Annotated in this window: 27 protein-coding genes, 1 pseudogene and 1 riboswitch; of the genes and pseudogenes, 17 read left to right on the top strand and 11 right to left on the bottom strand. The window is 53.5% G+C overall.

What is annotated here, in order from left to right; translation table 11 throughout:
• A complete protein-coding gene (crcB, locus tag ACYAS9_RS16365; protein ID WP_463569319.1) occupies positions 1-384 on the bottom strand; it encodes a fluoride efflux transporter CrcB in 384 nt (127 codons plus the stop codon).
• A gap of 141 nt (positions 385-525) precedes the next feature.
• Positions 526-587, bottom strand: a riboswitch (Fluoride riboswitch).
• An 85-nt stretch (positions 588-672) separates the two neighbouring features.
• Between crcB and ACYAS9_RS16360 the strand changes: the two genes are divergently transcribed.
• Entirely contained in the window at positions 673-1,248 is a 576-nt protein-coding gene (locus ACYAS9_RS16360) for a uracil-DNA glycosylase (protein WP_463569318.1), read from the top strand.
• A 3-nt stretch (positions 1,249-1,251) separates the two neighbouring features.
• Here the strand turns inward: ACYAS9_RS16360 and ACYAS9_RS16355 are convergent, their stop codons facing one another.
• Complete coding sequence (locus ACYAS9_RS16355; RefSeq protein ID WP_463569317.1) at positions 1,252-2,424, bottom strand: TDT family transporter; 1,173 nt, start codon at positions 2,422-2,424, stop codon at positions 1,252-1,254.
• 108 nt (positions 2,425-2,532) lie between these two features.
• Here ACYAS9_RS16355 and ACYAS9_RS16350 point away from each other — a divergent pair.
• The 4 genes and pseudogenes from ACYAS9_RS16350 to ACYAS9_RS16335 form a co-directional block, all read left to right on the top strand.
• Positions 2,533-2,994, top strand: a pseudogene (locus ACYAS9_RS16350) (LysR family transcriptional regulator); the annotation flags it as partial.
• A 59-nt stretch (positions 2,995-3,053) separates the two neighbouring features.
• On the top strand, positions 3,054-3,428 hold the full coding sequence (locus tag ACYAS9_RS16345) for a LysR substrate-binding domain-containing protein (RefSeq protein ID WP_463569337.1): 375 nt from the start codon (positions 3,054-3,056) through the stop codon (positions 3,426-3,428).
• A 214-nt stretch (positions 3,429-3,642) separates the two neighbouring features.
• On the top strand, positions 3,643-4,410 hold the full coding sequence (locus ACYAS9_RS16340) for an NAD(P)-binding domain-containing protein (protein WP_463569316.1): 768 nt from the start codon (positions 3,643-3,645) through the stop codon (positions 4,408-4,410).
• A 269-nt stretch (positions 4,411-4,679) separates the two neighbouring features.
• Positions 4,680-4,979 carry a cupin domain-containing protein gene (locus ACYAS9_RS16335; RefSeq protein WP_463569315.1) on the top strand — a complete coding sequence of 100 codons (300 nt, stop codon included), beginning with the start codon at positions 4,680-4,682 and terminating at the stop codon, positions 4,977-4,979.
• A 70-nt stretch (positions 4,980-5,049) separates the two neighbouring features.
• Here the strand turns inward: ACYAS9_RS16335 and ACYAS9_RS16330 are convergent, their stop codons facing one another.
• Entirely contained in the window at positions 5,050-6,348 is a 1,299-nt protein-coding gene (locus ACYAS9_RS16330) for a two-component system response regulator (RefSeq protein ID WP_463569314.1), read from the bottom strand.
• A 463-nt stretch (positions 6,349-6,811) separates the two neighbouring features.
• Between ACYAS9_RS16330 and ACYAS9_RS16325 the strand changes: the two genes are divergently transcribed.
• Positions 6,812-7,183, top strand: coding sequence for a histone-like nucleoid-structuring protein, MvaT/MvaU family (locus ACYAS9_RS16325; protein ID WP_463569313.1), 372 nt, complete (start codon positions 6,812-6,814; stop codon positions 7,181-7,183).
• Between the two features lie 109 nt (positions 7,184-7,292).
• Here ACYAS9_RS16325 and ACYAS9_RS16320 read toward each other — a convergent pair whose 3' ends face one another.
• A complete protein-coding gene (locus ACYAS9_RS16320; protein WP_463569312.1) occupies positions 7,293-9,761 on the bottom strand; it encodes a hybrid sensor histidine kinase/response regulator in 2,469 nt (822 codons plus the stop codon).
• A gap of 355 nt (positions 9,762-10,116) precedes the next feature.
• A protein-coding gene (locus ACYAS9_RS16315) for an IS3 family transposase (RefSeq protein WP_463569336.1) occupies positions 10,117-11,255 on the bottom strand; the annotation gives its coding sequence in 2 pieces (ribosomal slippage) (positions 10,117-10,991 and positions 10,991-11,255; 1,140 coding nt in all).
• A gap of 378 nt (positions 11,256-11,633) precedes the next feature.
• Between ACYAS9_RS16315 and ACYAS9_RS16310 the strand changes: the two genes are divergently transcribed.
• From ACYAS9_RS16310 to umuC, 7 genes are all read left to right on the top strand, one after another.
• Entirely contained in the window at positions 11,634-12,284 is a 651-nt protein-coding gene (locus ACYAS9_RS16310; RefSeq protein ID WP_463569311.1) for an AAA family ATPase, read from the top strand.
• Complete coding sequence (locus tag ACYAS9_RS16305; protein ID WP_463569310.1) at positions 12,275-12,634, top strand: hypothetical protein; 360 nt, start codon at positions 12,275-12,277, stop codon at positions 12,632-12,634. The genes ACYAS9_RS16310 and ACYAS9_RS16305 overlap by 10 nt, the downstream gene beginning before the upstream one ends.
• A 536-nt stretch (positions 12,635-13,170) precedes the next feature.
• Entirely contained in the window at positions 13,171-13,914 is a 744-nt protein-coding gene (locus tag ACYAS9_RS16300) for a hypothetical protein (protein WP_463569335.1), read from the top strand.
• A 630-nt stretch (positions 13,915-14,544) separates the two neighbouring features.
• Positions 14,545-15,339, top strand: coding sequence for a DNA adenine methylase (locus ACYAS9_RS16295; RefSeq protein ID WP_463569309.1), 795 nt, complete (start codon positions 14,545-14,547; stop codon positions 15,337-15,339).
• 547 nt (positions 15,340-15,886) lie between these two features.
• The gene (locus ACYAS9_RS16290; RefSeq protein WP_463569308.1) at positions 15,887-16,159 is read left to right on the top strand and encodes a DUF1654 domain-containing protein; all 273 of its coding nucleotides are present in this window, start codon (positions 15,887-15,889) and stop codon (positions 16,157-16,159) included.
• Between the two features lie 68 nt (positions 16,160-16,227).
• Positions 16,228-16,665 (top strand): LexA family protein, encoded by a 438-nt coding sequence (locus tag ACYAS9_RS16285; RefSeq protein ID WP_463569307.1) that lies wholly within the window; start codon positions 16,228-16,230, stop codon positions 16,663-16,665.
• Positions 16,652-17,932, top strand: coding sequence for a translesion error-prone DNA polymerase V subunit UmuC (gene umuC, locus ACYAS9_RS16280; protein WP_463569306.1), 1,281 nt, complete (start codon positions 16,652-16,654; stop codon positions 17,930-17,932). The genes ACYAS9_RS16285 and umuC overlap by 14 nt, the downstream gene beginning before the upstream one ends.
• A gap of 41 nt (positions 17,933-17,973) precedes the next feature.
• Here the strand turns inward: umuC and ACYAS9_RS16275 are convergent, their stop codons facing one another.
• Together ACYAS9_RS16275 and ACYAS9_RS16270 are read right to left on the bottom strand one after the other, a co-directional pair.
• A complete protein-coding gene (locus tag ACYAS9_RS16275; RefSeq protein ID WP_463569305.1) occupies positions 17,974-18,300 on the bottom strand; it encodes a stability/partitioning determinant in 327 nt (108 codons plus the stop codon).
• Complete coding sequence (locus ACYAS9_RS16270; protein WP_463569304.1) at positions 18,300-19,001, bottom strand: nucleotide-binding protein; 702 nt, start codon at positions 18,999-19,001, stop codon at positions 18,300-18,302. Before ACYAS9_RS16270 ends, ACYAS9_RS16275 begins: the two co-directional genes overlap by 1 nt.
• A gap of 837 nt (positions 19,002-19,838) precedes the next feature.
• Between ACYAS9_RS16270 and ACYAS9_RS16265 the strand changes: the two genes are divergently transcribed.
• The 3 genes from ACYAS9_RS16265 to ACYAS9_RS16255 all read left to right on the top strand — a co-directional run bounded on the left by ACYAS9_RS16265 (position 19,839) and on the right by ACYAS9_RS16255 (position 21,184).
• Positions 19,839-20,510: a tyrosine-type recombinase/integrase gene (locus ACYAS9_RS16265; RefSeq protein WP_463569303.1), complete on the top strand. Its 672-nt coding sequence runs from the start codon at positions 19,839-19,841 to the stop codon at positions 20,508-20,510.
• 75 nt (positions 20,511-20,585) lie between these two features.
• On the top strand, positions 20,586-20,840 hold the full coding sequence (locus tag ACYAS9_RS16260) for an AbrB/MazE/SpoVT family DNA-binding domain-containing protein (protein WP_463569302.1): 255 nt from the start codon (positions 20,586-20,588) through the stop codon (positions 20,838-20,840).
• On the top strand, positions 20,837-21,184 hold the full coding sequence (locus ACYAS9_RS16255) for a type II toxin-antitoxin system ChpB family toxin (protein WP_463569301.1): 348 nt from the start codon (positions 20,837-20,839) through the stop codon (positions 21,182-21,184). The genes ACYAS9_RS16260 and ACYAS9_RS16255 overlap by 4 nt, the downstream gene beginning before the upstream one ends.
• A gap of 327 nt (positions 21,185-21,511) precedes the next feature.
• Here the strand turns inward: ACYAS9_RS16255 and ACYAS9_RS16250 are convergent, their stop codons facing one another.
• The 3 genes from ACYAS9_RS16250 to ACYAS9_RS16240 form a co-directional block, all read right to left on the bottom strand.
• Positions 21,512-22,000 (bottom strand): DDE-type integrase/transposase/recombinase, encoded by a 489-nt coding sequence (locus tag ACYAS9_RS16250; RefSeq protein ID WP_463569300.1) that lies wholly within the window; start codon positions 21,998-22,000, stop codon positions 21,512-21,514.
• A 155-nt stretch (positions 22,001-22,155) separates the two neighbouring features.
• A complete protein-coding gene (locus ACYAS9_RS16245; RefSeq protein ID WP_463569299.1) occupies positions 22,156-22,443 on the bottom strand; it encodes a HigA family addiction module antitoxin in 288 nt (95 codons plus the stop codon).
• 13 nt (positions 22,444-22,456) lie between these two features.
• On the bottom strand, positions 22,457-22,735 hold the full coding sequence (locus tag ACYAS9_RS16240) for a type II toxin-antitoxin system RelE/ParE family toxin (protein ID WP_463569298.1): 279 nt from the start codon (positions 22,733-22,735) through the stop codon (positions 22,457-22,459).
• A 13-nt stretch (positions 22,736-22,748) separates the two neighbouring features.
• Here ACYAS9_RS16240 and ACYAS9_RS16235 point away from each other — a divergent pair, with 13 nt between their 5' ends.
• A complete protein-coding gene (locus ACYAS9_RS16235; protein ID WP_463569297.1) occupies positions 22,749-23,123 on the top strand; it encodes a hypothetical protein in 375 nt (124 codons plus the stop codon).
• A gap of 307 nt (positions 23,124-23,430) precedes the next feature.
• Here the strand turns inward: ACYAS9_RS16235 and ACYAS9_RS16230 are convergent.
• A protein-coding gene (locus tag ACYAS9_RS16230; RefSeq protein ID WP_463569296.1) for an IS5 family transposase occupies positions 23,431-24,284 on the bottom strand; the annotation gives its coding sequence in 2 pieces (ribosomal slippage) (positions 23,431-23,930 and positions 23,930-24,284; 855 coding nt in all).
• Positions 24,285-24,561 lie beyond the last annotated feature (277 nt).

Below are 24,561 nucleotides of genomic sequence, written 5' to 3'. Positions count from 1 at the left end.
TCAGCGAGTACCAATCATTTGGTAGGAAAGTAGTCCGGCAGCGGTCATCGCTAAGGAACCTACGACGTGCAATGAAATTGAGCCGAGCGCCCACAGCAATCTTCCTTCTTGGATGAGGGCAACTGTTTCGGCTGAAAAGGTGGAAAAGGTGGTAAGTCCCCCACAAAAGCCCGTGATCATCAGCAAGCGCCATTCTGGACTTAAGGAGGGAGATGCGGCCAAGAGCGCGATGGCTAGGCCAATGATGTATCCCCCGACCATGTTCGCCACTACAGTGCCTGGGGGAATAGTCGGGAACAGAGCGTTGAGCTTCATACCCAAGAGCCAGCGCAACCAGGCACCAAGTGATGCGCCGATGGCGATGACAAAGAGTGATTTCAGCATGACTGCAAATCTCCTCGAAGCTGGTAGGGCCGAGGAGGTGCTGATAACCGCAGATTGCGATAGAGAGTTAATACGGAATTTTGAGTCAATTTCCTGTCCTAGATTCGCGGACAGGGGGCACACCTACGCACCCTGTCCAGGGTTCACGTAGGCATCATCAGCACGGGGCGGTTGTGAGGAGGAATGCCATCTCCTTGGAAGCAACATATCACTCGCGCGATTGTCACGTAAATAGTGCTTTGCAATCGTTGACGCGAGCACGGTTTCCCCTCGACGCCTAGAGACTAGATGAATATTCCAGATACCCGCAGACATCGTCTGTACTCCCAGCCTGCTGGTATTCTGAACAAGTGGGTAGACGCCCGGAGCCTGGGAGCTAGACGACTGCCGTACTTTGATCCGCTGGATGGTGGGGTCGATGCGCCTGTTCTGATATTGCTGGAATCTCCGGCCAGGGATTGCTCGTGGCCACGCTTCGTTTCCCGCGACAACACAGGGCCCTCCCAGCGCAACCTGAAGCGCTTCCTTGAACAGGCGTGCCTCGCGCGTGAGCAGACCATTTTGTGGAATATCTATCCGTGGCTGCCGGAGCTGGACAGTCCTGCCGAAGCGATCACCCGCTCGAAAATCACAGAGGGCGTCACAGTGCTGAAAGAGGTAATGGATCTGCTCCCGTGCCTGCGCGTCGTGGTCTTGGCTGGACGCGTGGCTCAAAGAGCTGCACCCGAAATCGAGCATCATCGCCCCGAGGTCAGGCTGTTCGCCATGCCGCACCCAAGCCCGCTTTCGGTGTGTCAGCATCCTGATGTCGCTAAAGACATTGTCGCCACGCTGGCCCGGGCGGCGAACGTGGCGAGTGTCTGATCGTTAGCGACTGGCGCGTTTGGCGTTCAGCGACGCGATACAAGGCGATACAAATAGATTGCCACGGTATGCACCGGCAGCGGTTTTGGTCGCAACCACCAGCCACATGATGGCCAACATCATCACCAGGATAATGCCCAGCACATCAAAAAAGGCCAAGTTCAGCGTCGCGCCGAGCTTCAGCGTGGTCACCGCATATACCCCTAGCGGGAATGTGAAGCCCCACCAGCCAAGATTGAAGGGTATGCCGCCCTTGGCATAACGCGCGGTGATCAACAGCGCCAACAGCATCCACCACAAGCCCAAGCCCCAGAACAGGACACCCGATACTACCCCGATACCCCCGGCCACCACGCCGACGCCTGACATGCCGTGGGCAGCGAAGATTGCCGGTGCATCGTTACCAATGACCAACATGCCCAGAGCGCCCGTGCCAATTGGCCCCAGCGATAACCAAGACGACGCCGCCATGCTCTCATGGGGCAATTTATGAAGTGCCAGACGCAGTACCAGAATAACCAGTATGCTTAAGGCAACTGGAACCGAGTAGGCCCACAAGACGTAGCTGGTGATCAGCATCGTGAACTGAGCACTGGTATCAGCCAGATGCGGTGCGATGGTACCGCCGCTCGCCGCTGCCACTTCCGCCGCTACCACAGGAAGCAGCCATACAGCAGTCATCTGATCGATGCTGTGCTCCTGCCGGGTAAACATCATGAACGGGATCAGCACCCCACACGCCAGTGCCATGGCGACGTCCAGCCACCAGAGCGCATGGGCCAAGGGGATCACACCGTCTCCCCAGTTCGGCAGGCCGTACTGAACCAAGCCGTTGATGATCGTTGCCAGGCCCATCGGTATCGTGCCGAAAAACATCGAAACCGTGGAATGCCCAAAGATCTGTTTGGCCTCATCGAAGAAGAACACCCAGCGGGCGGCGTACATCAGGGTAAAGACGGTAAACAGCAGGATATTGAACAGCCAAAGGGCCTCCCCAATACCTGTAAGCAGCACACTGTGACCCGGCAACTGCCCCAGGGCCAAGGCCAGAATGCCGGTGCCCATCGTTGCGGCAAACCAGTTAGGCGTGAACTGTCGAATCGCTTCCTTGGGATTGGAAAGCGCCGAGAGCGGCTGGCCGCCCTGCATGACCTTGATAAGGGTGATCTCGCGCATAAAACCTCCGAATGATTGCGATGCGGCAACAGGTTCAGAATAGCGGCATGCATCTATCTGGAAAAACGGATATTTTGAATATGGCATACCTATTTTCAAGGTAAGAAAGTGAAGCTCACACTTCGGCAACTCCACATCTTCCGCGCTATCGCCCAGCTGGGTTCAACCACCCAAGCCAGCGCAACCCTCGCTCTTTCGCAGTCAGCCACCAGCGCAGCACTCCAAGAACTCGAAGGCGCATTGGATATTCGACTCTTCGACCGCGTCGGCAAACGCCTGGTGCTCAACGAAAACGGCCAGGCACTATTGCCCAAGGCTATCCGACTGCTGGAGGCTGCACTGGAGATCGAGGGTGGTTTTCGGACTGACGTGGTCGCGCGGCTGCGGGTAGGTTGCAGCACGACGATTGGCAACTACATCATGCCGCTGCTGATGCAACACATGGCCGAGCGTGCCGGCGGGACACAGATCGATGTCATCCTGGGCAACAGCGCAGAGATCGCCCGGCAGGCGGCACAATTGTCAATTGACGTGGGCCTGGACGAGGGGCCGAGCCATCAGCCCACTCTGGCCGTGCAGCCCTGGTGTGAGGACGAGTTGATCATTGTCGCAGCGGCGCAGATGACCCTCTGGCACACAAGGGGCGGCTTTCGCTTAGTGACCTGCAAGAAGCGCGCTGGCTGGTACGCGAAGAGGGATCGGGTACGGCTGAAGAGGTTCAGCGCTGGCTTTTTCCACACCTGGGTGCCTGGCGCAATGCCCGGCAGATTGGCAGTTCAGAAGCTATCAAGCGGATGGTCTCGGCTGGCGTCGGAATCAGTTGCCTTTCCTATTGGGTGGTTGGAGATCTCATCGCCGAGGGGAGCCTGATCTCGTTGAACCACATGATTCCTGAGCACAAACGGCAGTTGCACGCGATTTATCACAGAGACAAGTTTATCTCCCGCTCTCTTGAAACCTTTTTCAGTGTAATCAAGGATTTCGCGTCGGCCAATGCGAGATAACGGTCAGACCACGCGATGCCCTCATCAAAATGGAAGACGTGTTCACCAGCCGCTTACTGCCCAATGGCAGATATTGCCCGAGCAGGCTGGCAAAGCCTTGACCAAACGAAAGGCAGAGGCTGAGGTCAAAAAAGAAACAACCACTTGGCCAAGCATCAATCGTTGGGTATACCTGATTCATCCAAAGTATTTCACCTAAGCCGACGAGGAACGTATGCAGAACCTAGGTATTTTGGGGGTAGGTGAGCTTACTGAAAAAGTCGTTCGAGGCCTACGTCATAGCGGCTACGCCGGCGCGATCAGGCTTTCTCCTCGTAATAAGGCTCGCGCTATAGCGTTGCGTGAGGAATGTGGCTGTGAGGTGATGATCAGCAATCAGGAGGTGGCAGATCTATCAGAGGTTCTCATTCTTGGTGTACGTCCAGACGCCGTCAATGAGCTATCAAAGGACATTAATATTGACTCCAACAAGATATTGATCTCTCTGGTGGCCGGGTTCAGTATGAGTGTTCTTGCTCAACGCTTTCCTACAGCAAAAATCGTCCGTGCCATGCTCTCTTATGCGGCAGAGATCAATAGCACGACCATCGTGACTTTCCCACCCAACCTTGAAGTCCAACAGCTCCTCGCCCCACTGGGCGCTCCAGTATCGCTTGAGGATGAGGACTCATTCAAACTCGCTACGGTCGCTGCTTGCATGAATGGCTGGTTCTATTTTTGGCTACAGGATCTTCAGCAATGGTTTGTCGACAATGGAATGGCAGAAAACCATGCCAGACAACTTGTGCTCGGCAATATACAAGACTGTCTTTCCAGCGCAAAACATTATCCAAGCATGAAATTGGAAGAAATTGGGCTTGGCATAGCAACCCCAGGTACATTTACTGCTTTAGGACGTGACGTGTTGAACAAGCAGGGTGCTTCTTTGCCTTGGCTTGCCGCATGTGAAACCGTTCTGAAGAATCTGGAGCCTAAACCCTAAGCCGCCGTTTCTATTAGCGGACGACTAGCCCCATAAAATGGGGCTTCATTTTAAATCACGAGCGGATAAAGAGCCAACTTTTAAGTACGCTGTGCACTGCACACGTAATCAGCCGGTTAAATTACCTAGAACCGCGCCCATCCTATGGTTATGCCTTATAGGTCTTATGCTTTTTTCACACGCTTGCTCTAGACTGGCTGTCTTGGGTGTAAAGGCTCCATATGGGCCTATAAATCACCTCACGAGGACTATTAGGTATTTGGCAAAGCATGGTAAAGAATCTAGTTGAGGAAGCAGCTTTGCTGCCAGACGCATGGCGATCACGCACTCTTGGCACCACGGGAATGGCTAATCTTAAAGTAATCCGGATGGATATCCATGGAATTCCTTTTGAAACACACAATGAGTTTGATGAGGCGCTTCTGGTCATTGATGGACAGATGAGCCTTGAAATCGATGGGGAGGTGATGGTGATGCACTCGGGCGATTTTTATGTCGTACCGGCCGGAAAATCCCACAGAGTGCTCAAGGGGAGTTATGGGACGCTTTTCCTGGTAGATGCTCAGTAGCGCTTTTCTTGAATTTGCTGCCCCCCTACAATCGGACCAACTGTAGATGTCTTGTGCCGGCTTTATTCGGTTATACCGTATTGTGAAACTGGTACTGTCCTTTGCCGCCGCGCTTGGCTGCATACATCGCAGAGTCGGCCGCTTGCAGGATGCTTTCGACACTGTTCCCGCTCTTGGGAATAAAAGCGATACCGACGCTCGCACCCAAAAGGAAGCTACCGTTATCTACTGTCACTTGGTCAATCAGTTTTTGAGCTATGTATGCAGCGTCTGTTGGGGTATTCATGCTGTCCACAATAACGGCAAACTCATCACCTCCAATGCGCGCCAGGCTGTCATAGGGCCGTATACAGGCCTTCATCTGCTCACTTACCCAGCATAGGACTTCATCCCCCTTATCATGGCTCAACGTATCGTTAATCAGCTTGAATCCGTCCAGATCAAGATAGAGTAGAGCGCTCAAAGAGCCTGTGCGTTGCGTACGGGAAATCGCTCGTTGCAACGCTTGCGTAAAGCCACGTCGATTAAGAAGTCCTGTCAGTGCATCAGTAACTGCCTGGATTTCTAGTTGACGATGCAGATCACGGATGACCGACATGTCGATTGCCAACACTGTCATGCTCTGTTGTTCGCCAGGAAGAGGAGAACAGGACACTGTGACCGGAATATTACTGCCGCTGAGACTGCGCAGATTAGCGTCATGCAGGCGCAGGTTTTCACCTCGTTGCTGTGAGCTATGAAAAATTGAGGTTTTCCAGACGTCCTCGTGGGGTGTTGCGATCCACGATAATAGCTTGCTGCCCTGCAAATCACTACTTCTGCAGCCAAGCATTCGAGCCATCGCTGGATTGGCATAATTGACCACCCCCTCATTGCTGACTACCAAAATGCCTTCGGCGGTATTGTCCAGAATCGATGCGTTGAATACACGCTCTGCTTCAAGTTGTTTTGTCAGACGTAACAAGCTGCGCCGGTACTGCTCATGCTCCAGCAGTACTCTGGCCTTGTGCAGCAATATGTTGGGCTGGATGGGCTTTGTCATGAAATCTACTGCACCTGAGGTATAACCCTCATCGAGTACAGCATCGGTTTGTTGTATACCAGAGATGAAAATAATCGGTGTGAATCGGGTCTGAGGTTCGGCACGCATGCGTCTGGCAGTCTCAAAGCCATTCATACGCGGCATTTCCACATCCATCAGTACCAAGCCAACATTCCCTTGGTTTATGAATACAAGTGCTTCAGCTCCGGACGTTGCTACGCATATGGGACTGTTCAGATCCTCAAGAAGCTCTAGCATTTCCTCCAGGACCTCTGCCTGATCGTCCACGATCAAGATTTCCAACAATTCATCTGGCTCTAGCGACACAGTGACCTCCATATCTGCGACTTACTGATTCCTATCACACCTGGCGTAGACTCTGTGAAGGTGCTGGACATGCTCGGGGTCAGTTTAGCCTGATTTTACCTCGCTGTTTATATCTACGCAGTTCAAATAATTGTTACTCGATGCACCAGATCTGAAAATTCTACGAACGAAAGGAGCGAAATGTATACGGCATGCGCTCACAGTCAGTGGGCTTCAAAATTCTTGGCTTCTCAGCAAAAAATATCTCGCTTTGAACGTATGCTGATGCCTAGGCTAAAACTTTTTACACAAGCGTATGAAAGCAAGAACTCCTTTGCAGTAATGGCTTTGAGATAATTATGTATGACCTCATTTTTAGCCTATCCCCTTCACATGGTGGCTTCGATCGTCATACTATGTTTTCATTCTCCCTGGCCTTGCACATGGCTATAAATAAGCTGATCTAACAGTTCTGAGGAAGAAAATGTCTCGTCTAGCAGAGTTTCGTGCACTTGAACAGAAGCTGGCCGCTCAACTGGCTGAGCTGGAAAACCTGAAAAACGATGATGGTCTGAAGCGCGAAATCGAGTTTGAGCAAAAACTCCGAGAGCTGCTGGCTGAGTATGGCTACAGCCTGCGCAATGTGATCGCACTTCTTGATCCACAGGCTCATACTCGTCGCGCTCTGGCTCCTGCTGAATCCAATTCCCGTATTCGCAAGCCCCGCTCGGTAAAGGTCTATAGAAACCCTTACTCCGGTGAGGTCGTCGAAACAAAAGGCGGTAACCATAAGGTTTTGAAAGAGTGGAAAGCAGAGTTCGGTGCATCTGAGGTTGAAAGCTGGACGGCTCAGTAAGACTTTTGGTGTGAAATCCGAGTGGATCCAAGCCAAAGAAATGCCTGTTTTCTTGGCTTGGATCTTACGTATGCATATGTGACAACCGCTAGACGCTCATTTTTAACACCTAGCTAGCATCACGCGCCCGATCAATTGCAGCTCGAAGCACATCCAGACCAAATGGTTTTTGGATGACGACTGCGTTTTCAATTGAAGATTGGTGATCTGCACCGGATGCAAAGACCACGGCAATACCTGGATGAGTTCCCCTTATTCTGGTTGCCAACGCCTCGCCCGACATGCCCTCCAGACCAACATCGGTCACCAGAATATCGAAATTTGAAGCCTCATAACCCAAAGCTTGGTTGGCCGTTTTTGAGGACGTAACAGCAAACCCTGCTTTTTCAAGCATTTCCAGCACCATGCTTTGAATCAGCTCATCATCTTCAACGTATAGCACCCGTAGCGCTCGTGTAAGTGTGGCTGTATCCGACAATGCCGGATCATGGTCTATCGGTGTCGTCATGCGTTGTTTTTGATTGGCCAATACATGACGAATGCGCCTCGCAAGTGCCTCTCGAGAGTACGGCTTGCCCAATAGCTCAACGCCTCTATCTAGGCGCCCTCCGTGCACGATGGCATTTTCGGTATAGCCGGAGGTGTACAGCACGGCTAGTCCGGGAAAAAGCTTGGTGGCTCTGCGGACCAACTCAGGGCTTTTTAAGGGACCCGGCATGATGACGTCTGTAAACAACAGGTCAATATGCATACCGCTCTCGATAATGGAGAGTGCAGCGCTGGCATCGTTAGCCTTGAGTACCCGATAGCCCAACTGTTTGAGCGTCTCGACCGTCGTTGCCTGTACACTTTTATCATCTTCAACGACAAGTATCGATTCTGTGCCACCCACAACAGGCTGGATATCGAAGCTCTCTTGCTGCTCTTCTGCATCTAAAGATCGGGGCAGATAGAGCTTTATGGTCGTGCCTTCACCCAATTCACTGTAGATTTTTATGTGTCCGCCGGATTGCTTGACGAAGCCAAAGGCCATGGAAAGACCAAGCCCTGTTCCTTTTCCTACGGCTTTGGTGGTGAAGAAAGGCTCAAACGCTTGTTTGAGCACTTGAGCAGACATTCCGCAGCCTGTGTCACTGACCGCCAACATGACGTATTCCCCTGCAGTTACCTCATCATAGTCGTTCACATAGGCCTGTCCCAACACCGCATTCTCAACCTCAATGGTTAGCCGGCCATTTCCATCCATTGCATCGCGCGCATTGATTCCGAGATTGAGCAGGACATTCTCAATCTGTGCCACGTCGATGAAAATATTCCAGAGGCCAGGCTTGATGATCACCTCTACGTCCAAGCCTTCTCCCAAGGTGCGTCGCATGATTTCGGTCATCGATGCCAGCGTTTTGCCAATATTTACGACTTTGGGTTCGAGCGTTTGTTTACGCCCAAATGCCAGTAACGAACCAGAAAGCCTAGCTCCTTTGGCAACGCTTTCCAGTGCGATGCTTACCCAACGTGCTGCTCGTTCATTCTCTCGAACATAAGGATCTAAAAGTTGCAGGCTCCCTGAAATGACTTGCAGCAGGTTATTGAAGTCATGAGCAACACCGCCGGTCAATCGACCGAGTGACTCCATCTTCTGAGCTTGATGAAGTGCCATTTCAGTTTTTTTCAACTGCGCTTGGGCTGCCTTTTCAGCTGTGATATCTCGACCAATCAGTAGAGTGGTTCCACTTTGGTGACTGCCGCTGAGTTCGATTGAAGAGAACTGGCCTCCCTTGCTGCGTATACGAACCTGGTAGCGAAACGGAAGCCCTGTTTGAATCGTCTCAAGCCAGTGAACGATGAATGAATTCAGGTCATCCGTATGAATCAGATCATTAAGCGGCTGGCCGATCAGATCGGACTCAAGCCATTCAAACAGTTGAAGAAACGCAGGGTTGACCGATAGGATCATGGAGCGAGCATCAGTGACGATCATGCAATCCACAGACAGCAGCCACATTCTGTCGCGGTCGGCCGTACGCTCGCGTACTTCTGTACTCAATGCAGCTGCGAAATCCCGAAGCTTTAGCTCTGCCAGCACCTTTGCAGTGGTTTCAACCACGGTGTCTAGCAGGCCAATGACCATGCCTTTTTCATCGTAGACCGGGCTATAGCAGAAGGTGAAGTACGCGGTTTCTTCCAGCCCATAGCGCTGAATTTCTAGAGCGTAGTCCTCGATAAATGTCGACTCGCCGCGCATAGCTTTTTCGGCAATGGGCCCGATGCTCTGCCAGGCTTCTCGCCAGGTATGAGAGAACGAATGGCCTAGTGGTCGGTCTTTTCGACCAAGAATCGGCACGAAAGCATCGTTATAGATCATGATCAGTTCAGGACCTAATGCGAGGCAGGCCGGAAAAGATGAGGTGAGTACTAGGTTCACGGCCACACACTGAGCGGTGCCCCAGGTTGATAGTGCACCCAGCGAGGTCTGCTCCCATGGGTAATCACGTACTAGCTCAGCCATTGGTCCGTGTGCTGCGATGATATTTGAACGACCTGCGGGCATGCGGATATTCCATGGCTCGATGATTTGCATGTGACTTCAGTTTACAGAGACTGATTATCCGCTGATAGAAGGTGAAGGTGAGCTACCAGGTCAGGGTATGTGAAGGCGTGCGAGTGTAGTGTCAGTCCATACTGTCGTGACAGTTGTCAGATGAGTGACTGTTTGTGAAAGACCCTACGGTTCCTGATCCGGATCAACATCAGATTTTATGAACCCACCGCTGATTCCGTGCCTCAGTGATGCTCTGAACTCAGAGATCGCTCCTCGTTTAGCTCCTTAGAAACCATGCTAAATAGCGGAAAGATGACACACGAATTTTTGCCTCCACAGTGCCTGGTGTCAAAGGGGTGGATTAGCCCCTACAAAACCGGACACCAACTCCCCGTTAAATTGATGCTGCCGCCAAGCGCCTGAACTCCCTCGGTGAGCGATATTTCAAGGCGCTGTGTGGATGCTGCTCGTTGTAATGCTCGAAGGCAATTGCCAGGTTACGCAGCGCCGTTTCTCGATCTGGTTTGGGCATATGCGCCACGTAGTCACGCTTGAGGGTCTTTACGAAGCTCTCGGCCATGCCGTTGCTTTGCGGGCTACGCACCGGTGTTGTCACCGGTTCCAAACCGATCTGCCGGGCAAATGCGCGCGTCTGTTCAGCGGTGTACGCCGAACCATTGTCGCTTAGCCATAGAACTGGCGTGGTGGGCAGTTGATCACCAAAACGCCTCTCCACGCTTTCCAGCATCAAATCGCGGATATCATCGCCGCTGTATCCGGTCGGGCTCGCGACCCAGCCGATGGCTTCACGGTCACAGCAATCCAGGGCGAAGGTTACGCTCAGTTTGGCGCCGTCCTCGCAGCGGAACTCAAAGCCGTCCGAGCACCAACGCGTATCGCTGGTTTTCACGGCGATACGGCCTTCGTGCCGACGCGGCACGCCGGGCTGTTTGATCCGGCGCTCAAGCAGCAGGTTGTGATCACGCATGACCCGGTAAACCCGCTTTACATTGATCGCAGGGAGTCGTTGCTTTTCTCGTGCACGGCGCAGTAATCCCCAGACGCGACGGTAGCCATAGCTGGGCAGCTCGCTGACCTGTTGCTGAATTTCGACTACCAACTCAGCGTCATTCACAGGCCTGCTTCGCCGTACTCTGGGCGATAGCGATTGCTTGATCCGAACCGTTAATTGCGAGCGCGCCACACCGAGACATTTGCTGACCAGCTTCACTGGTCGTCCCCCGGCAACAAGGGTGAGTGCGCAATCCATTTTCGCGACCGGGCAATCTCCACGGCCTCTTTGAGGACTTCGGCCTCCATCGTCTTCTTGCCCAGCATCCGCTGCAATTCGCGGATCTGCTTGAGCGCATCGGTCAGTTCCGACGCCGGTACAACGGCTTCGCCAGCACTGACCGCCGACAAGCTTCCGTCCTGGTACAGCTTGCGCCACAGGAACAGCTGGTTGGCGTTAATGCCGTTGCGTCGGGCCACCACGGACACGCTTTGTCCCGGTTCAAGGCTCTCGCGAACCATTGCCAGTTTCTGGTCGGTGCTCCAGCGACGCCGGCGCTCCTGGCCGAGCAATTCGCCACCTTATTATTGCTGTTAGTCATAAACATACCCGTTTGCCTATCCCTTATCTTAAGGGGGGAACGGTGTCCTGTCTTTCATGGGGCTCGTTCAAGGGGCATGGTTGTTGATGCTGTGCTGAAGAACTTCCCGACATCATCCTGTGTCACTTCGTAAGCACCTGCTTGTGCCGACTGGTTGAGAGCCTTGTAGCGTTTGCGATGCATAAGCTAGGTGCAAACGTAGCCTGGTAGGCACGCGGCACCGATCAACAGCTGATAGCAATGTGCAAATAAGTTATGTAAGTTACATCACTTTTTCTTCTATTCGGAAACACCCCCCATGATTTTGCTGTTAGGTGGTGAGAAAGGCGGGAGCGGCAAAAGCTGTTTAGCTCAGAACCTGGCCGTTTGGTTACAGGCTCGAGGTGGAGATGTCCTGCTTCTTGACGCTGATCCTCAAGGTACTACAGCAGACTGGGCCGCTGAACGATCTGCTCAACCAGATTTGCCGTCTATTCCTGTGGTTCAAGCGCACGGCAATATAAGAGACACCCTGGCTGACCTACGAGGCAGGTACAGACAAATCGTAATTGATGCTGGGGGGTCTGATTCTGAAGCACTACGATCTGCAATGACCGTAGCTACTCATATGCTGATTCCCTTTAGGCCTAAACGTCGAGATCTTAAGACCCTACCTAAGGTAGACACCCTCTCGCGTTTGGCCACAGCGGTGAACCCATCCTTGACTGTGCGCAGTGTCATTACCCAATGTCCGGCCTTGCCAAGCCAGGCACAACGAATCCTTGACGCCAAGGAGGCCTGCCGCTCCTATGGCATTCAGCCTCTGGATGCCATTACTACCGCACGCAACGTGTATGACGATGCAGATGAAAATGGGTGTTCAGTCTTGGAAAGCTCAAACGACCTACGCGCAAAGGAAGAGATCGAGACTTTGGCCAACGAGCTTTGGGGGAACAGGTCATGGCTTTAAGTGATTTGATTCGCAAACCCGACCACTCTCTACCCTCTACAGAAGAAAATGAAGAAGCTGCGTTGGCCTTTATTGCCGGTGCACCAGTACATGCGGCTCCAAAACCCAAGCGAAAGCGAAAAAAATCTCCCAAATTTGTGCGAACGACATTTTCCTTAACTAAGGACCTCAATCTGCGTATTGATAGAATTTCAATGATGCCAAGAGATTTCAAAGCTTCTCGCTCAGACGTGATCCGTGCTGCTGTTACGGCCTTACGTCACTTGAGCAGAGCCGAGATTGTGGCGTTGCTGGAGGTGGCATCCAAGGCGGAACCCCTTGCCGAAATTGAGCCAGATGATGAGGAATAGTGACTTACGTAAGTGATTTAACTTACGTAAGTTATGCAATTTTTACCTATAAAACCCTTTTAAATAGGGGACTGCCAGCTATTTTTAAGGTTTGCAGTAAAAAAATTATGGTGATAGTGTTCACGCACTTTGCCAGCGGAGCTTGAGTTCAACGAAACGCAGCCAGCGGCAAAATCAGAAGAGGATAGGCTTAGAGAGTCAATCAATTATGCAGAAACCAAAAAGCCCCGCTTGCCGGCGGGGCTTTTTGGAAAATCTTGAACAGGCCGTTTAACGAGGCGGAAACCTGTTCAACACACATCAACGTGAGCTGATTATGGCGTTCACTGCGGCTTCTTGCAAGCCGCAAAATGTGAAGCCGGTCAGTTCACCGCTAAGACGCGGACTATGGAAATGATTTCCTCAACCCCCTTTGCTTCATGCCGGGCTGAATTCGGTGGCCATTTTGGCCAGGATGTCCAGCCATGAGCCGGCTCAAAGCCGTACGGCTCGCCCCCTCTGATCCTCACTCGGCCTTGCGCCGATCGGCACGGGCTTTGCCCGATCAATATGCGGCACCCCGCTACCTCTCTGAGCAACAGCTCAAAAATCCCCTGATTCGCCAGGCGCATCACCGCCTTGGCAACATGCTCGATAACCGTGGCAAGTACTTGCGCCGCCTTGACCGGGTGCATGGTGACCGCCGTACACGCCGGGAGAAATTCGAGGCACTGCAGCTCGTTGAAGAGCAACTGCTGGTTCGCCTGGACCTGGCCACCAGCGTGCTTGGTTACATCGACCCGGCCAATGGCCGCTATGTGCTCAATACACAGTGCAATATCGCCAAGGATGCCGGTATCTCTGCGCCTTCACTGTGTCGGTTGTTCAAGACCCTGGATGATGTCGGTTACGTGTACCGGCGGATCGAGCGTGTACGCCTGGAAGAAAAAGACGACAACGGTCTGCATCTGGTGCGTACGCGCGTGTTGATCCGCTTCACCAAACTGTTCTGGCACGACCTGGGCCTGGGGTACGTCTTCGAGCGGGTGCAAAAAGCGGCGAAGAAGCGTCGCGACGAGCAACTGCGCGAGATCGGCCAGGCGCGTCTGGGCGAAATGGAGCGGCATTCGAAAGAGCAGCTGCGCCGTGACGTTTCCCGGCAGCGCTGGCAGGCCAAGGAAGCGCGCGCAGCAGCGCCTGTGGCCAGCCTACCGCCCGCAGTTTCCAGGACCAAGACCGGCGCCGACGTCTCCAGCTCGCTGGGTGCGTTGCTGGCCAAGGTCGCGCAAAAATCCAAGTAATCCCTTTGTAGGGATTCTTTAATTGCATCCGCTCACGCGGAGGCCTTCGCTCGCCTGCGATTTGACCTCATTTTCAAGGTGTCGAGCCGAGGCCTGGCTGAGCCGTGCCGGCGACTGATTTTAAGCCTAAATCTAAGCCCAACCGCCTCGACGGCACAGCTCAGCCTGTGGGTGTTGAAATAAGTGAAATTTTATACCCGAGTCAGTATTCCCCTCCGGGTAAAACAAGGATTTACGAGGTGGAAACCACCTCATAGGGCATAAATGCCCGCGCACTTCGTGCCTACGGCACGGCGCGGAACGAGTGACCTGAAGATCAGTGCAAAGCCCCGTCTAGGCGGGCCAGGGCGATGAAACTGCCCTGTCCTGGCTTCGCCACCCTTCGGGCGCCAAGACCCGGATAAATCGCCCCCGAATAGCTTCGCTATCCGCCGGCTCAACCGGGCGCGCTTGCGCGCGGGGCATTCTAAACATCGGAGACAAATAGATCGCTGAGTGCCTTCGGTGAAGGCATGTATTTTGAGATTTTCGCTATGGGCATCGATGCTGTGCTGAATATGAGATTGCAGTGGCTAAACTGTATATACAAACAGTACTATCGGGTTCGGCCATCCTGCATCGAGGTTCATCATGTACCCGCAACCCATCGTTCCCTGGATCGGCGGAAAACGTCGGCTCGCTGACCGCATCTTTTCGCTGTTTCCACACCACAGCTGCTACGTCGAGCCATTCGCCGGCGGCGCTGCGCTGTTCTTCTTGCGGCCTGTGCCGGCAGAGGTTGAGGTGTTGAACGATGTGAATGGCGACCTGGTGAACCTGTACCGAGTGGTGCAGAACCACCTGGAGGAATTCGTCAGGCAGTTCAAGTGGGCCCTGAGCAGCCGCCAGGTATTCAAGTGGCTGCAGATGACCCAGCCCGAAACGCTGACAGATATCCAGCGTGCCGCGCGGTTTTATTACCTGCAGCAGTCGGCCTTTGGAGGGCGCGTCGAGGGGCAAAGTTACGGTACGGCGACCACCACAGCACCAGGACTGAACCTACTGCGCCTGGAGGAAACTCTCTCTGCCGCGCATTTACGCTTGAGCGGCACTTACATCGAGCACCTGACCTGGCAGGAGGTGATCAAGAAATACGACCGGGAACACACCCTGTTCTATTGCGATCCCCCGTACTGGAAAACCGAAGGCTACGGCGTGCCATTCGGCTTTGAGCAATACGAGCAGATGGCCGCGATGCTCAGGCAGCTCAAGGGCAAAGCAATCGTCAGCCTCAACGACCATCCTCAGATCCGTGAGGCCTTTGCGGGTTTTCATATTGAGACGACTGACATCAAGTACACCGTGGGTGGAGGTGCAGGCACAGACGCCAGGGAAGTGCTGATTTTCAGCTGGGATCTTAAGGCTGAGCCTTCAGGTTTGTTCTAAGCTCAAATGTCGACGCCATCTATTCAGATACGCAGTTCAAGACCGGGAGAATGGCCGATGGAGGCATCGCCGTTGATGATTCCAATGACTGAGCACAGGGAAGCCGGTAGCTGGAAAGCCGCAGTCAGCACACTCAACGTCTTAATACACTTCACTCAGTGGGATAACGGCCTAAATGAAGTGCTGTTGATCGCTACTCGCCTTAAGAACTGTGTGCCTTGCAATGACACAGGGACCTGCCCGTTTGGACGCCTTCCTGAATCAATGGATGAGAGCCAGTTCGAAAAGTGCGTTGCAGCTTGCCCTAACAAGCACGTAGGCGACACGCTCATGCTACGAGGCGTTGAAAGTTTCGAAGATCTGCGTCTGGGTGCTCTTGCATCGTGTGCAGATTGTTTCCCTTCTTACCATCCAGCCCTGGTCAGACCATGGGTACTGTGCGATTGCTAGCAATACCCAAGACCATAGGTCGGCAGTGGTTTAAAAATTATCGCCCAGGTTAAAATATCAATGTACTGTATGTGCGTACAGTATGGAGATATTTGTCATGGCTAAATCTGCTGCCAAGTCCGCTACCAAGTCCGCTCCTAAGCCTCGCGTGTTCAATTCTTATGAACTGCTGGGCATGCGCCTGCAAAAAGCAATCAACGATCCTGGTGCCCAAAAGCGTAAGAACGCGCTTCTAGTGCGTTTGCCAGATGATCAGGCGAGCGACTGGGATCAGATCATTGAAGAGCTGAGCGACACTGACAACGTCACCGTAGCGTACCGCGATGACGGCGGTATCCAGGTCTTCTGGACCGTCCCGAAGGACGATTGACACAAGAAACAAACCATTGCCCGCCTTGTGCGGGTTTTTCAACTCCCAACAAAAAGGAGGGCCGCATCATGAGCGTCACCATACTCGGCAAGCTTGAGCACACAATCCAGGGCATCAAAATGCCCCTTTACAGCTTCAAGATTCCTGCAGGTTTCCCCTCTCCTGCCGCTGATCACATCGAAAAGCACCTGTCCCTGGATGAGCTGTTCAACGTACGTGCCCCGCACATTTACCTGGCGAAAATTCAGGGCGACAGTATGCAGGGCGCCGGCATTTATGACGGTGACCTGGTCATCGTCGATCGGAGCCAGGAAGCGGTGCACGGTGAAATCGTGATTGCAGCGCTGAACGGTGACCCGATATGCAAGCGGCTGCATCGCCAGGGCCGAGAAATCATCCTGCTGTCCGAAAACAAGTCGTACCCGTCGCGCTACGTGCTCGAGCAGGACGAGCTGCAGATCTGGGGTGTAGTGCGTTACAGCGTGCGCGATCATGACCACGCCTAAGAAGGTCTTTGGGCTTTGTGACTGTAATTCGTTTTATGCGAGCTGTGAGCGTGTGTTCAGGCCTGACCTGGCCAAGGTGCCGATCGTGGTCCTCAGCAACAACGATGGCTGCGTCATTGCCCGCAGCTACGACGCAAAACCGTACGTCAAAATGGGCGCACCCTACTACCAGATCAAGGACCAGCTGCGTCGGCATGGCATCGTGGCCTTTAGCAGCAATTACGCTTTGTACGGTGATATCTCAGAACGTGTCATGACGGTGATCGAGTCGATGGTTCCTGAATCGGAAACCTACTCGATCGACGAAAAATTTGTTGATTTGACCGGAATGCCGGGTGACCTGACGCAGTTCGGTCGAAAAATGAGAGCCAAGGTGCTGATGGACACCGGCATTCCGATTGGCGTCGGTATCGCACACACCAAGACCTTGGCCAAGCTGGCCAACCACACTGCCAAGGTACTGCAGTCGCGAACGGGCGGTGTGGTTGACATCTGCGACGACTACAAGCGCGACTGGGTGCTCGAGCGTGTCGACGTTGGTGAAGTATGGGGAGTTGGTCGACGAATGAAAGCGCATTTGGAAGCGATGGGTATCAAGAAAGCGATGGATCTGGCCCAGGCTGACCCGACGATGCTGGGACGCAAATTCAGCGTGGTGATCGAGAAGACAGCCCGTGAGCTGTCCGGCTTTTCATGCCTGGATCTGGCCGAGCCTGACCCGCCTAAACAGGAGATTTGCAGTAGCAGGATGTTTGGCAAACGACTAACAGAGATCGGGCCGATCAAGGCAGCTGTGGCGACTTACATGCAACGCGCTGCAGAGAAGCTTCGGGCACAGAACTCGCTTTGCAAGAAAGTCAGAGTGAGTATTCGTACCGGGATGTTTAGCCCTGAAGAAGCCAAATTTGCCCAGGGAGCTATGATCGAGCTGCCCTACCCTACCAATGACACACGCTTGATGACCCAAGCGGCGGTCGAGGCTGTAGGCCGGATCTTTCGTGAGGGGTACAGGTACAGCAAGGCGGAGGTGCTGCTGATGGATCTGCGGCAACCTGGTGAGTTCACAGATGACCTGTTCTCGATCGTACAGCCGGCCACGTCTGAAAAGGTGATGAGCGTGCTCGATGAGATCAATGGCCGTTGGGGAAGGGGGACGTTGCGTGCGGCCAGTGTGCCAGCAGAGCCAGAATGGGCCATGCGCCGGGAGCTGCTAAGTGGCAGCTTCACCACGCGGATGGACCAGTTATGGACAGTAAAAGCAAATTAGAGTCGGCCAGGATCAGGAATGACTCTCGGGCTAAACTACAGTCATTTCTGATTCAATAATTCGCGCTCAAGCGCAGCCAGAGCTCGTTTCAGTGTTTCCCCAAGTGGTTGCTCGATCTTGTCTGCGAGCCTGTAAAGCTCATCCTGTGTGTTCTGATCGCCTTTGATGTTGATCTGGACATTACGTCCGGTTTTGTGGCGGCGTTGAGGCCTTACCTGCTTAGGTGGTGGCTCTACTGCCTGCCTGCTTAGAAATCCATGTTGCGTAGCAATATCTTCAATCTCACTGTCTTTCTGGTCAGGCTTACGCTCTACAGAAGCTTTTGGCTCGAATTTCTTAAGGTTTTCCAACGGATCTACACGGCTCATTACTGTGCTCCATCCTGCTTATCTACACCTAAACTGATCTTTTGAATCAGCTCGCGTGTGAACATTTCTGCATTCTCAATCGCTTTGGCTACGTTCGAAACCTCATCTTGAGGTAATGCCTCCAACGGCTGCCGATACGAAAACATCGCCTTAAATGCTGCCCGTTCATTCAGTTCAGTTTCGAAAAAAGGGATGCCTCCAGCTTGAAAACTATTTCGGATATGCCTCGTATCGCGGCTTTGAATCGCGGCAGAGGTCCGGGTGAACAGGACCGCGTAAGGTAAACGGTATTCAGGTTTGTGTTTTTGGATTCCTCGTTCATGCGCTCGGATCAGCCCAAATGCCCTGCTGGCTTGCTCTGCATCCAATTGAGAACCTTGGGTGGGGATTACAACAAAATCCGCCTCGGCAATCGCATACGCAACAATAGCTGCAGCGGTACCTTCTAGATCAACGATGACGAATGGGGTTTTCGCCGCTGCCTCAGCGATCGTATCGCCAATCGTTTTGTCCGTGACATCAGAAATAATTGTCATGTTTGATGGTGTTTCTCCCCCTTCAGACCAAGACTTGATCGGATGATTCGGGTCGGCATCAATGACGGTTACATTTACCCTCTGAGCTATCTGTGTAGCTAATGCCAGTGCCGAGGTCGTTTTACCTGCGCCGCCTTTCGGTGATACGAAAACTATGGTTGGCATAAAAGAATTCTCTAGATATCTAAAAGGGTATCATATGAATTCTACTAGGAATCCTTAGAGGATATCCTTTTAGATTCAGTTAGGATCCATCTTAGATAACTTTTGAGAATTCTTCAAGATATCTTTTTGGGTTCCTTAATGAATTCTATTGAGTTTCTCAATGAATTCATTTTGCATTCGTATGGAATTCATTTTGATATCCTAAAGGAATTCTTAGTGAATTCTCCTTTGGTAGCCTTTATTTAAGGTTGCTGTAGCTCGCTGAGTACTACCGAACGCTGCTATGCGAGAGCTTGGCGGAGGGTTTTCATGTGTGACGCATGGCTAGTCTGGTCAGCAGCTAGCATGGATCAGTATGGAAGCCGACGAGGGGGATCAGTGTCGGTGCTGACAGCGCCGGTAGTGCTGAAAGGAAAATGCTGATCACAATGCCTGCCAGTGTTAGGTGATTGGGTTTCAAGTATTTTCCTGGCTACGCTTTCCAGTCCTTCGTCCACCTGATGTTTAAGCCGCTGTACTACCGGCTTAGCCGTCACGGGTGATAGCCCTTCGCGCAACAGCCAGCCAGCCGGCCGCCTGGCTGGCCAGTGTGAAGTGTGCTGGTGGTGTTCTATGTGTTGCACCGGCACAGGGCGTGGCAGAAGTTCCGCGACTGGTGGGAGGGTGATTGCTGAGTCTTGGGCTTGACCAGTAAAGCGGTAGAAGGGGAGGGGAGTAGGCCGAGTGCCATTTTCCGTGAACACCAGGTGAGTCCTGCTGATACCCTTGTCAGGAGGCCTCGGCCTGACTCTCTCCAGATCCAGCACGATTCCCGTGCAATCCTGACAGGGAGACCGTATGACTCCGCACCGCGCTGCCTCGCTTCGCTCTGGGCAATTCAAGCACTTGATTCGCGTTGCATCCGTCACTGGACGTCTGCCAGAGCGCGATGTGGCTTTGTTGTGGCTCACTCATACCACCGGTATTCGCGTTACCGAGCTGGCCTTGCTGGAGGTCGCTGACGTGCTTTACCCCAGTGGTGTTGTTAAGCCCGAGGTGTACTTGCGAGCGGATATCACGAAGGGTTGTAGGCCACGAAACATCTACCTGACCCACTCCAAATGTCTCGCCGCGCTCGATGCGTGGTTTGCGATACGTCATCGGCGCTGCTGGTGGCTTTCCGGCGCGGATGAATACCGAGGGTTTCGCCCAGGTTCAAAGCTGGTGATGACGCACAAAGGGCAAGCCTTTGAACTCGCGTTCAAACATCGGCAGTTACACAGCGGTCTGAAGGTGTACCGAGCGTGTGACGCGTTGCAACAGACAATCAGCAGGCTTTACCGGCAAGCCGGTATCAAACAGGGGTCATCCCATAGCGGAAGGCGCTCAATTGCAGCAAAGGTGCTGGCCGCGACTGGTGACGTTGAGACGGTGCAAATGATTCTTGGCCATTCCGATATCGACCATTCGAAGCCGTACCTGTCAGTGGATCAAGCCACTATACGGCGCGCTTTTGAGCTGGCATTGTAGATACTATGTTTATACAAAAGGCTTGTGGGTGACATACCTGGTGTCTACAATGTGTATCCTTTTTAGGAGGTTGTTATGGAAGTCAAAGTGCAGCAGTGGGGCAATAGCGCGGCGATTCGCCTGCCAGCAGCCGTGCTCAAGCTGATGAATTTGGTCAGTGGCGATGTGCTGAAACTCGATGTGTCCTCTGAGGTTATTACCCTCAAGCCTGCGAAGGCCAAGCCGCATTATGCGCTGGCCGAGCTGATGGCGCAGTGTGACTTGAGCGCGCCGGAGCCTGCCGACATGGCAGCGTGGAATGCCATGTCAGCCGTTGGGCGTGAAGCGTGAAGCGGGCCAAATTCAATCGTGGCGATATTGCGCGCCTTAACCTGAACCCCACCGCTGGCCGTGAGCAGCAAGGTGATTTTCGTCCTGCGCTGATCATTTCGCCTGCGGCCTTCAACGTGTCGGGCTTGGTCCTAATCGCTCCTATCACCCAAGGCGGGGACTTTGCCCGATATGCTGGTTTTGCAGTGCCACTGAGCGGTGCCGGCACCGAGACGCAAGGCGTGGTGTTGTGCAATCAACTCCGCACCGTTGATCTTGAGGCCCGTGGGGGCAAGCGCGTAGAGGCGGTCCCCGAGGTGGTAATGGACGATGTACTGGCCCGCATTCAAGTGCTGATTGAGTAAGGAAAATCCTGTGAAAGAAAAGACACTAGGAAAGGTTACGATCCAGGCCTAAGCTGACTCTCCTTAAGCGCTTGAAAAACTACTTGAGCAAGCTTTGTTTGAGCTCAAGCTGAGCAGTACAGACGATAACGGGTTCCAGCAGGCTCTATCCAAGAATTCCATTGGTGAGCAGAGCGGCACCATGGGCAGTTATAGCTTTGATTGCACCGCTCCCGTGACGAAATGGAACGAATCACTCTAGGAAACCGCACCAGCTACACCAACAAGCCCCGGCCTGAAACCGGGGCCTGGGACGTAAAGGTATACCGTTTAGGGTGTCTGTAGTGGTCAACTGATCCCGGACACGACGTTAAGTTTTTTCTCGGCCTGAGCCGGTGGCAGCCCACCATTAAATTGGTGCGGTCGAATCCAGTTATATCGATGCATCAGGTAATAACTGATGTCGCGGTGTGCCTCTTGAGCAGTCATGTAGCCCACGGTCGGTATCCATTCAGTTTTCAAGCTGCGAAACACACGCTCCATCGGCGCGTTATCCCAGCAGTTTCCACGACGGCTCATGCTTTGGCGCATGCGGTAACGCCAGAGCCGTTGACGGAACTGGCGGCTACCATATTGCGAGCCCTGATCCGAGTGAAACAAAAGCCCTTGAGGCCTTCCACGCTGTTCATAAGCCATGTCCAACGCCTTGATGACCAGATCCTGTTGACGCTGACGCCGAACTGACCCAGCTACCGAAATATCACTGACCCGTCGGACACCAAGAACAACGTTATATGTGAGTGGGTTGCTAGATTTTAGGTTGGGGCAGTCTTGCATCAGCAGGCGGCTCAGTTCTGCGTCAGCGTCGACATACGAGGCCTCAAAGTGAATCGGCTATAACAGATACAGTGAAGAAAGTGGTCGACAATCGCGGCCACTTGGCAGTGGAAACTGTACGGTCGTCAATCACTCTTTGGCGGATTTTTTCACTTCTACGCATAAGCGGCGAAGCGCTCAATAGGCGGCTGATGGCGATGCTGTGCCTGCCAGATGTCGTAGTCAGCTTGTACGCCAAGCCAAGTGCGTGCCTTGCCGATGCCTGCCAGCTCCAAACGTACTGCCAGATCCGCGCTGATAGGGGCATGGCCGTGCAGGACGCGCGACAGGGTTTCTCTAGCAAAGCCAAGTCGGCGAGCCAGTTCGGCGATGCTGAGGTTCAATTCGGGGAGCACGTCCTCGATGAGCGTTTCGCCTGGGTGTGGTGGGTTGAACATCACCATGTCTGCATCCTCCTCAGTGGTAGTCCAGGTAGTCGACCAGTTCGATATCGCTTCCTGTGAAGCGGAATATCACCCGCCAGTTGCCGCTGACGGTGAGCGACCAAAATCCAGCCAGGTCGCCCTTCAAGGAATGAAGCCGCCAACCAGGGAGGTCAAGATCACCTGGGGTAGCGGCGCGATCCATGAATGTCAGCAGGCGGGCCAGGCGTTTTGCGTGATCCGCACGAATGCCTTTGGTCGACCCCGTTTCGTAGTAGAGGCGCAGGCCTTTGTGCTGAAAGCTAATGATCATGGCGTTTAGTGTGATGTATTACATCACGGCGCACAAGCCTGGAATGGGCTTTGAAAACTCGAGCGGGCTCGCCATACACAGAATCGCCCCCGTCCGAATGAACACGGGTGTTGTCGTCACCGCGGCCAGCTCAAACACTTTCGAGATGCCTGGCGATATTACTCCGGAGAAAGTGATGGCAATCGCCCAGGCAGTAATCCAGTGGGATGTTGCCATGATGGAGTCAAGCACTTTGTCGGACGAAGCGAAGGCGGTACTGATAGGGGCTGACCGGCATTACGCAGAACGGGACATTACGTTCAATGAGGCCCCTGTACCTGGTGATGGTGCAGGGGCCTTTTTTTGCCTGAAGAGCCCCATGAAAGACAGGACACCGTTTCCCCCTTGAGATAAGGGATAGGCAAACGGGTATGTTTATGACCAACAGCAATGATAAAGGTGGCGAGCTGCTCGGCCAGCAACGCCGACGCCGCTGGAGCTTCGACCAGAAGCTGGCCAAGGTTCGCGACAGCCTTGAATCGGGACAAAGCGTGCCCGTGGTGACCCGACGCAACGGCTGGATTAGCCCCCTATCACCAGGCGCTGCTTTAGTGCCAGATAGTTGGAGTCAAGGTAGTCGCAGCGACAGGGCATGGAGGTGTGCAGTTATGTACGCGTTGCTCCAGGCGCCGACGCCGTGCGGGTTTAGCGTGGCTCTAGGTTTTGTACGAAAAGTATTGCCGCATGCAACGTAGGCTGCAGGCCAGCGTGACCATGGCTGCAAAGCTCTTGGCCAGCTTGTCGTAGCGAGTTCCTATTCTGCGGTTCTCCTTTAGCCAGCCAAACATCCGCTCAATGATGTTCCGCTGCCGATACTTTGGACGATCAAAGAGTCGGGGCAACCCAGGCCGGGGTTTGCGTGGCATGGCACGCAGCGGAATCACTGGCTGCATTCGGTAACGGTCGCAGTAGTGACGCAGGTGTTCTGCGTCATAGCCTTTGTCAGCCAGTAACCAGCGGCTGCGTTTGCGCGGTCGCCCGGGCTTGCCGGGAATTCTTACCTGATCCAGCAACGGCTGGGCGTGGGCGATATCGCTGGCTTGTCCCGGTGAAAGCACAAAGCGCAATGGCACGCCATTGGCGTCGCAAACCATGTGAATCTTGGTTGTCAGGCCGCCTCGGCTACGCCCAAGAGCATGGTCTAGCGGTTCTTCAGACCCCCCTTTTTTCCGGCGCCTGAAGAGGCTTGGGTTGCACGTATCGCCGTAGAGTCGATCATCCAGGTGTCCAGGTCGATCAGTCCTTCCCGGTTCAGCCGAATGTGTAAGCGCTCGAGTACTCGATCAAACGTACCGTCATCGCGCCAGTCACGAAAACGCTGATACACCGTTGACCAAGGCCCAAAGCGTTCCGGCAGGTCACGCCAGGCAGCGCCCGAGCACAGGATCCACAGGATTCCATGCAGTACCAGACGATCATCAGTGCGTGGGCGACCCATTTTCTGCTCTGGAGAAACCAGATCCTTGATCAATTCCCACGATGCGTCGGAGAGTTCGTAACGCTTTGCCATGCGGGTCTCCAGCCAATCATGGCGGCAATTCTACCCGCACCGACTTTTCGTACAAAACCTAGGTTTCTAGATTGCTGCAACGAGACCAACTCGTCTACCTGCCTGTTCAATCCACAAAAGCGCATGAGCTAGAACTCTCTTTCTTCAGCAGCTTGGCGCACATCAAGCACCGTTTAACACTTCAGCAAGGCTATCACCGCCTGCCCGATCGCCGTTCTGGAAGCTTCCTACATTCCGCTTCAAAACTCAAATTAAACCGAAACTACCTCTTTACGCG

This window comes from Pseudomonas sp. HP_08 (genome assembly GCF_055284095.1).
Note: the sequence above shows the minus strand (reverse complement) of the source record. Positions and strands in the feature narration are given on the sequence as shown.

What these genes read in the sequence shown, in the direction of transcription:
- crcB (WP_463569319.1), bottom strand. Translation starts at nt 384, where the DNA reads ATGCTGAAATCACTCTTTGTCATCGCCATCGGCGCATCACTTGGTGCC.
- ACYAS9_RS16360 (WP_463569318.1), top strand. Translation starts at nt 673, where the DNA reads ATGAATATTCCAGATACCCGCAGACATCGTCTGTACTCCCAGCCTGCT.
- ACYAS9_RS16355 (WP_463569317.1), bottom strand. Translation starts at nt 2,424, where the DNA reads ATGCGCGAGATCACCCTTATCAAGGTCATGCAGGGCGGCCAGCCGCTC.
- ACYAS9_RS16340 (WP_463569316.1), top strand. Translation starts at nt 3,643, where the DNA reads ATGCAGAACCTAGGTATTTTGGGGGTAGGTGAGCTTACTGAAAAAGTC.
- ACYAS9_RS16335 (WP_463569315.1), top strand. Translation starts at nt 4,680, where the DNA reads ATGGTAAAGAATCTAGTTGAGGAAGCAGCTTTGCTGCCAGACGCATGG.
- ACYAS9_RS16325 (WP_463569313.1), top strand. Translation starts at nt 6,812, where the DNA reads ATGTCTCGTCTAGCAGAGTTTCGTGCACTTGAACAGAAGCTGGCCGCT.
- ACYAS9_RS16320 (WP_463569312.1), bottom strand. Translation starts at nt 9,761, where the DNA reads ATGCAAATCATCGAGCCATGGAATATCCGCATGCCCGCAGGTCGTTCA.
- ACYAS9_RS16310 (WP_463569311.1), top strand. Translation starts at nt 11,634, where the DNA reads ATGATTTTGCTGTTAGGTGGTGAGAAAGGCGGGAGCGGCAAAAGCTGT.
- ACYAS9_RS16305 (WP_463569310.1), top strand. Translation starts at nt 12,275, where the DNA reads ATGGCTTTAAGTGATTTGATTCGCAAACCCGACCACTCTCTACCCTCT.
- ACYAS9_RS16295 (WP_463569309.1), top strand. Translation starts at nt 14,545, where the DNA reads ATGTACCCGCAACCCATCGTTCCCTGGATCGGCGGAAAACGTCGGCTC.
- ACYAS9_RS16290 (WP_463569308.1), top strand. Translation starts at nt 15,887, where the DNA reads ATGGCTAAATCTGCTGCCAAGTCCGCTACCAAGTCCGCTCCTAAGCCT.
- ACYAS9_RS16285 (WP_463569307.1), top strand. Translation starts at nt 16,228, where the DNA reads ATGAGCGTCACCATACTCGGCAAGCTTGAGCACACAATCCAGGGCATC.
- umuC (WP_463569306.1), top strand. Translation starts at nt 16,652, where the DNA reads ATGACCACGCCTAAGAAGGTCTTTGGGCTTTGTGACTGTAATTCGTTT.
- ACYAS9_RS16275 (WP_463569305.1), bottom strand. Translation starts at nt 18,300, where the DNA reads ATGAGCCGTGTAGATCCGTTGGAAAACCTTAAGAAATTCGAGCCAAAA.
- ACYAS9_RS16270 (WP_463569304.1), bottom strand. Translation starts at nt 19,001, where the DNA reads ATGCCAACCATAGTTTTCGTATCACCGAAAGGCGGCGCAGGTAAAACG.
- ACYAS9_RS16265 (WP_463569303.1), top strand. Translation starts at nt 19,839, where the DNA reads ATGACTCCGCACCGCGCTGCCTCGCTTCGCTCTGGGCAATTCAAGCAC.
- ACYAS9_RS16260 (WP_463569302.1), top strand. Translation starts at nt 20,586, where the DNA reads ATGGAAGTCAAAGTGCAGCAGTGGGGCAATAGCGCGGCGATTCGCCTG.
- ACYAS9_RS16250 (WP_463569300.1), bottom strand. Translation starts at nt 22,000, where the DNA reads ATGCAAGACTGCCCCAACCTAAAATCTAGCAACCCACTCACATATAAC.
- ACYAS9_RS16245 (WP_463569299.1), bottom strand. Translation starts at nt 22,443, where the DNA reads ATGGTGATGTTCAACCCACCACACCCAGGCGAAACGCTCATCGAGGAC.
- ACYAS9_RS16240 (WP_463569298.1), bottom strand. Translation starts at nt 22,735, where the DNA reads ATGATCATTAGCTTTCAGCACAAAGGCCTGCGCCTCTACTACGAAACG.
- ACYAS9_RS16235 (WP_463569297.1), top strand. Translation starts at nt 22,749, where the DNA reads ATGTATTACATCACGGCGCACAAGCCTGGAATGGGCTTTGAAAACTCG.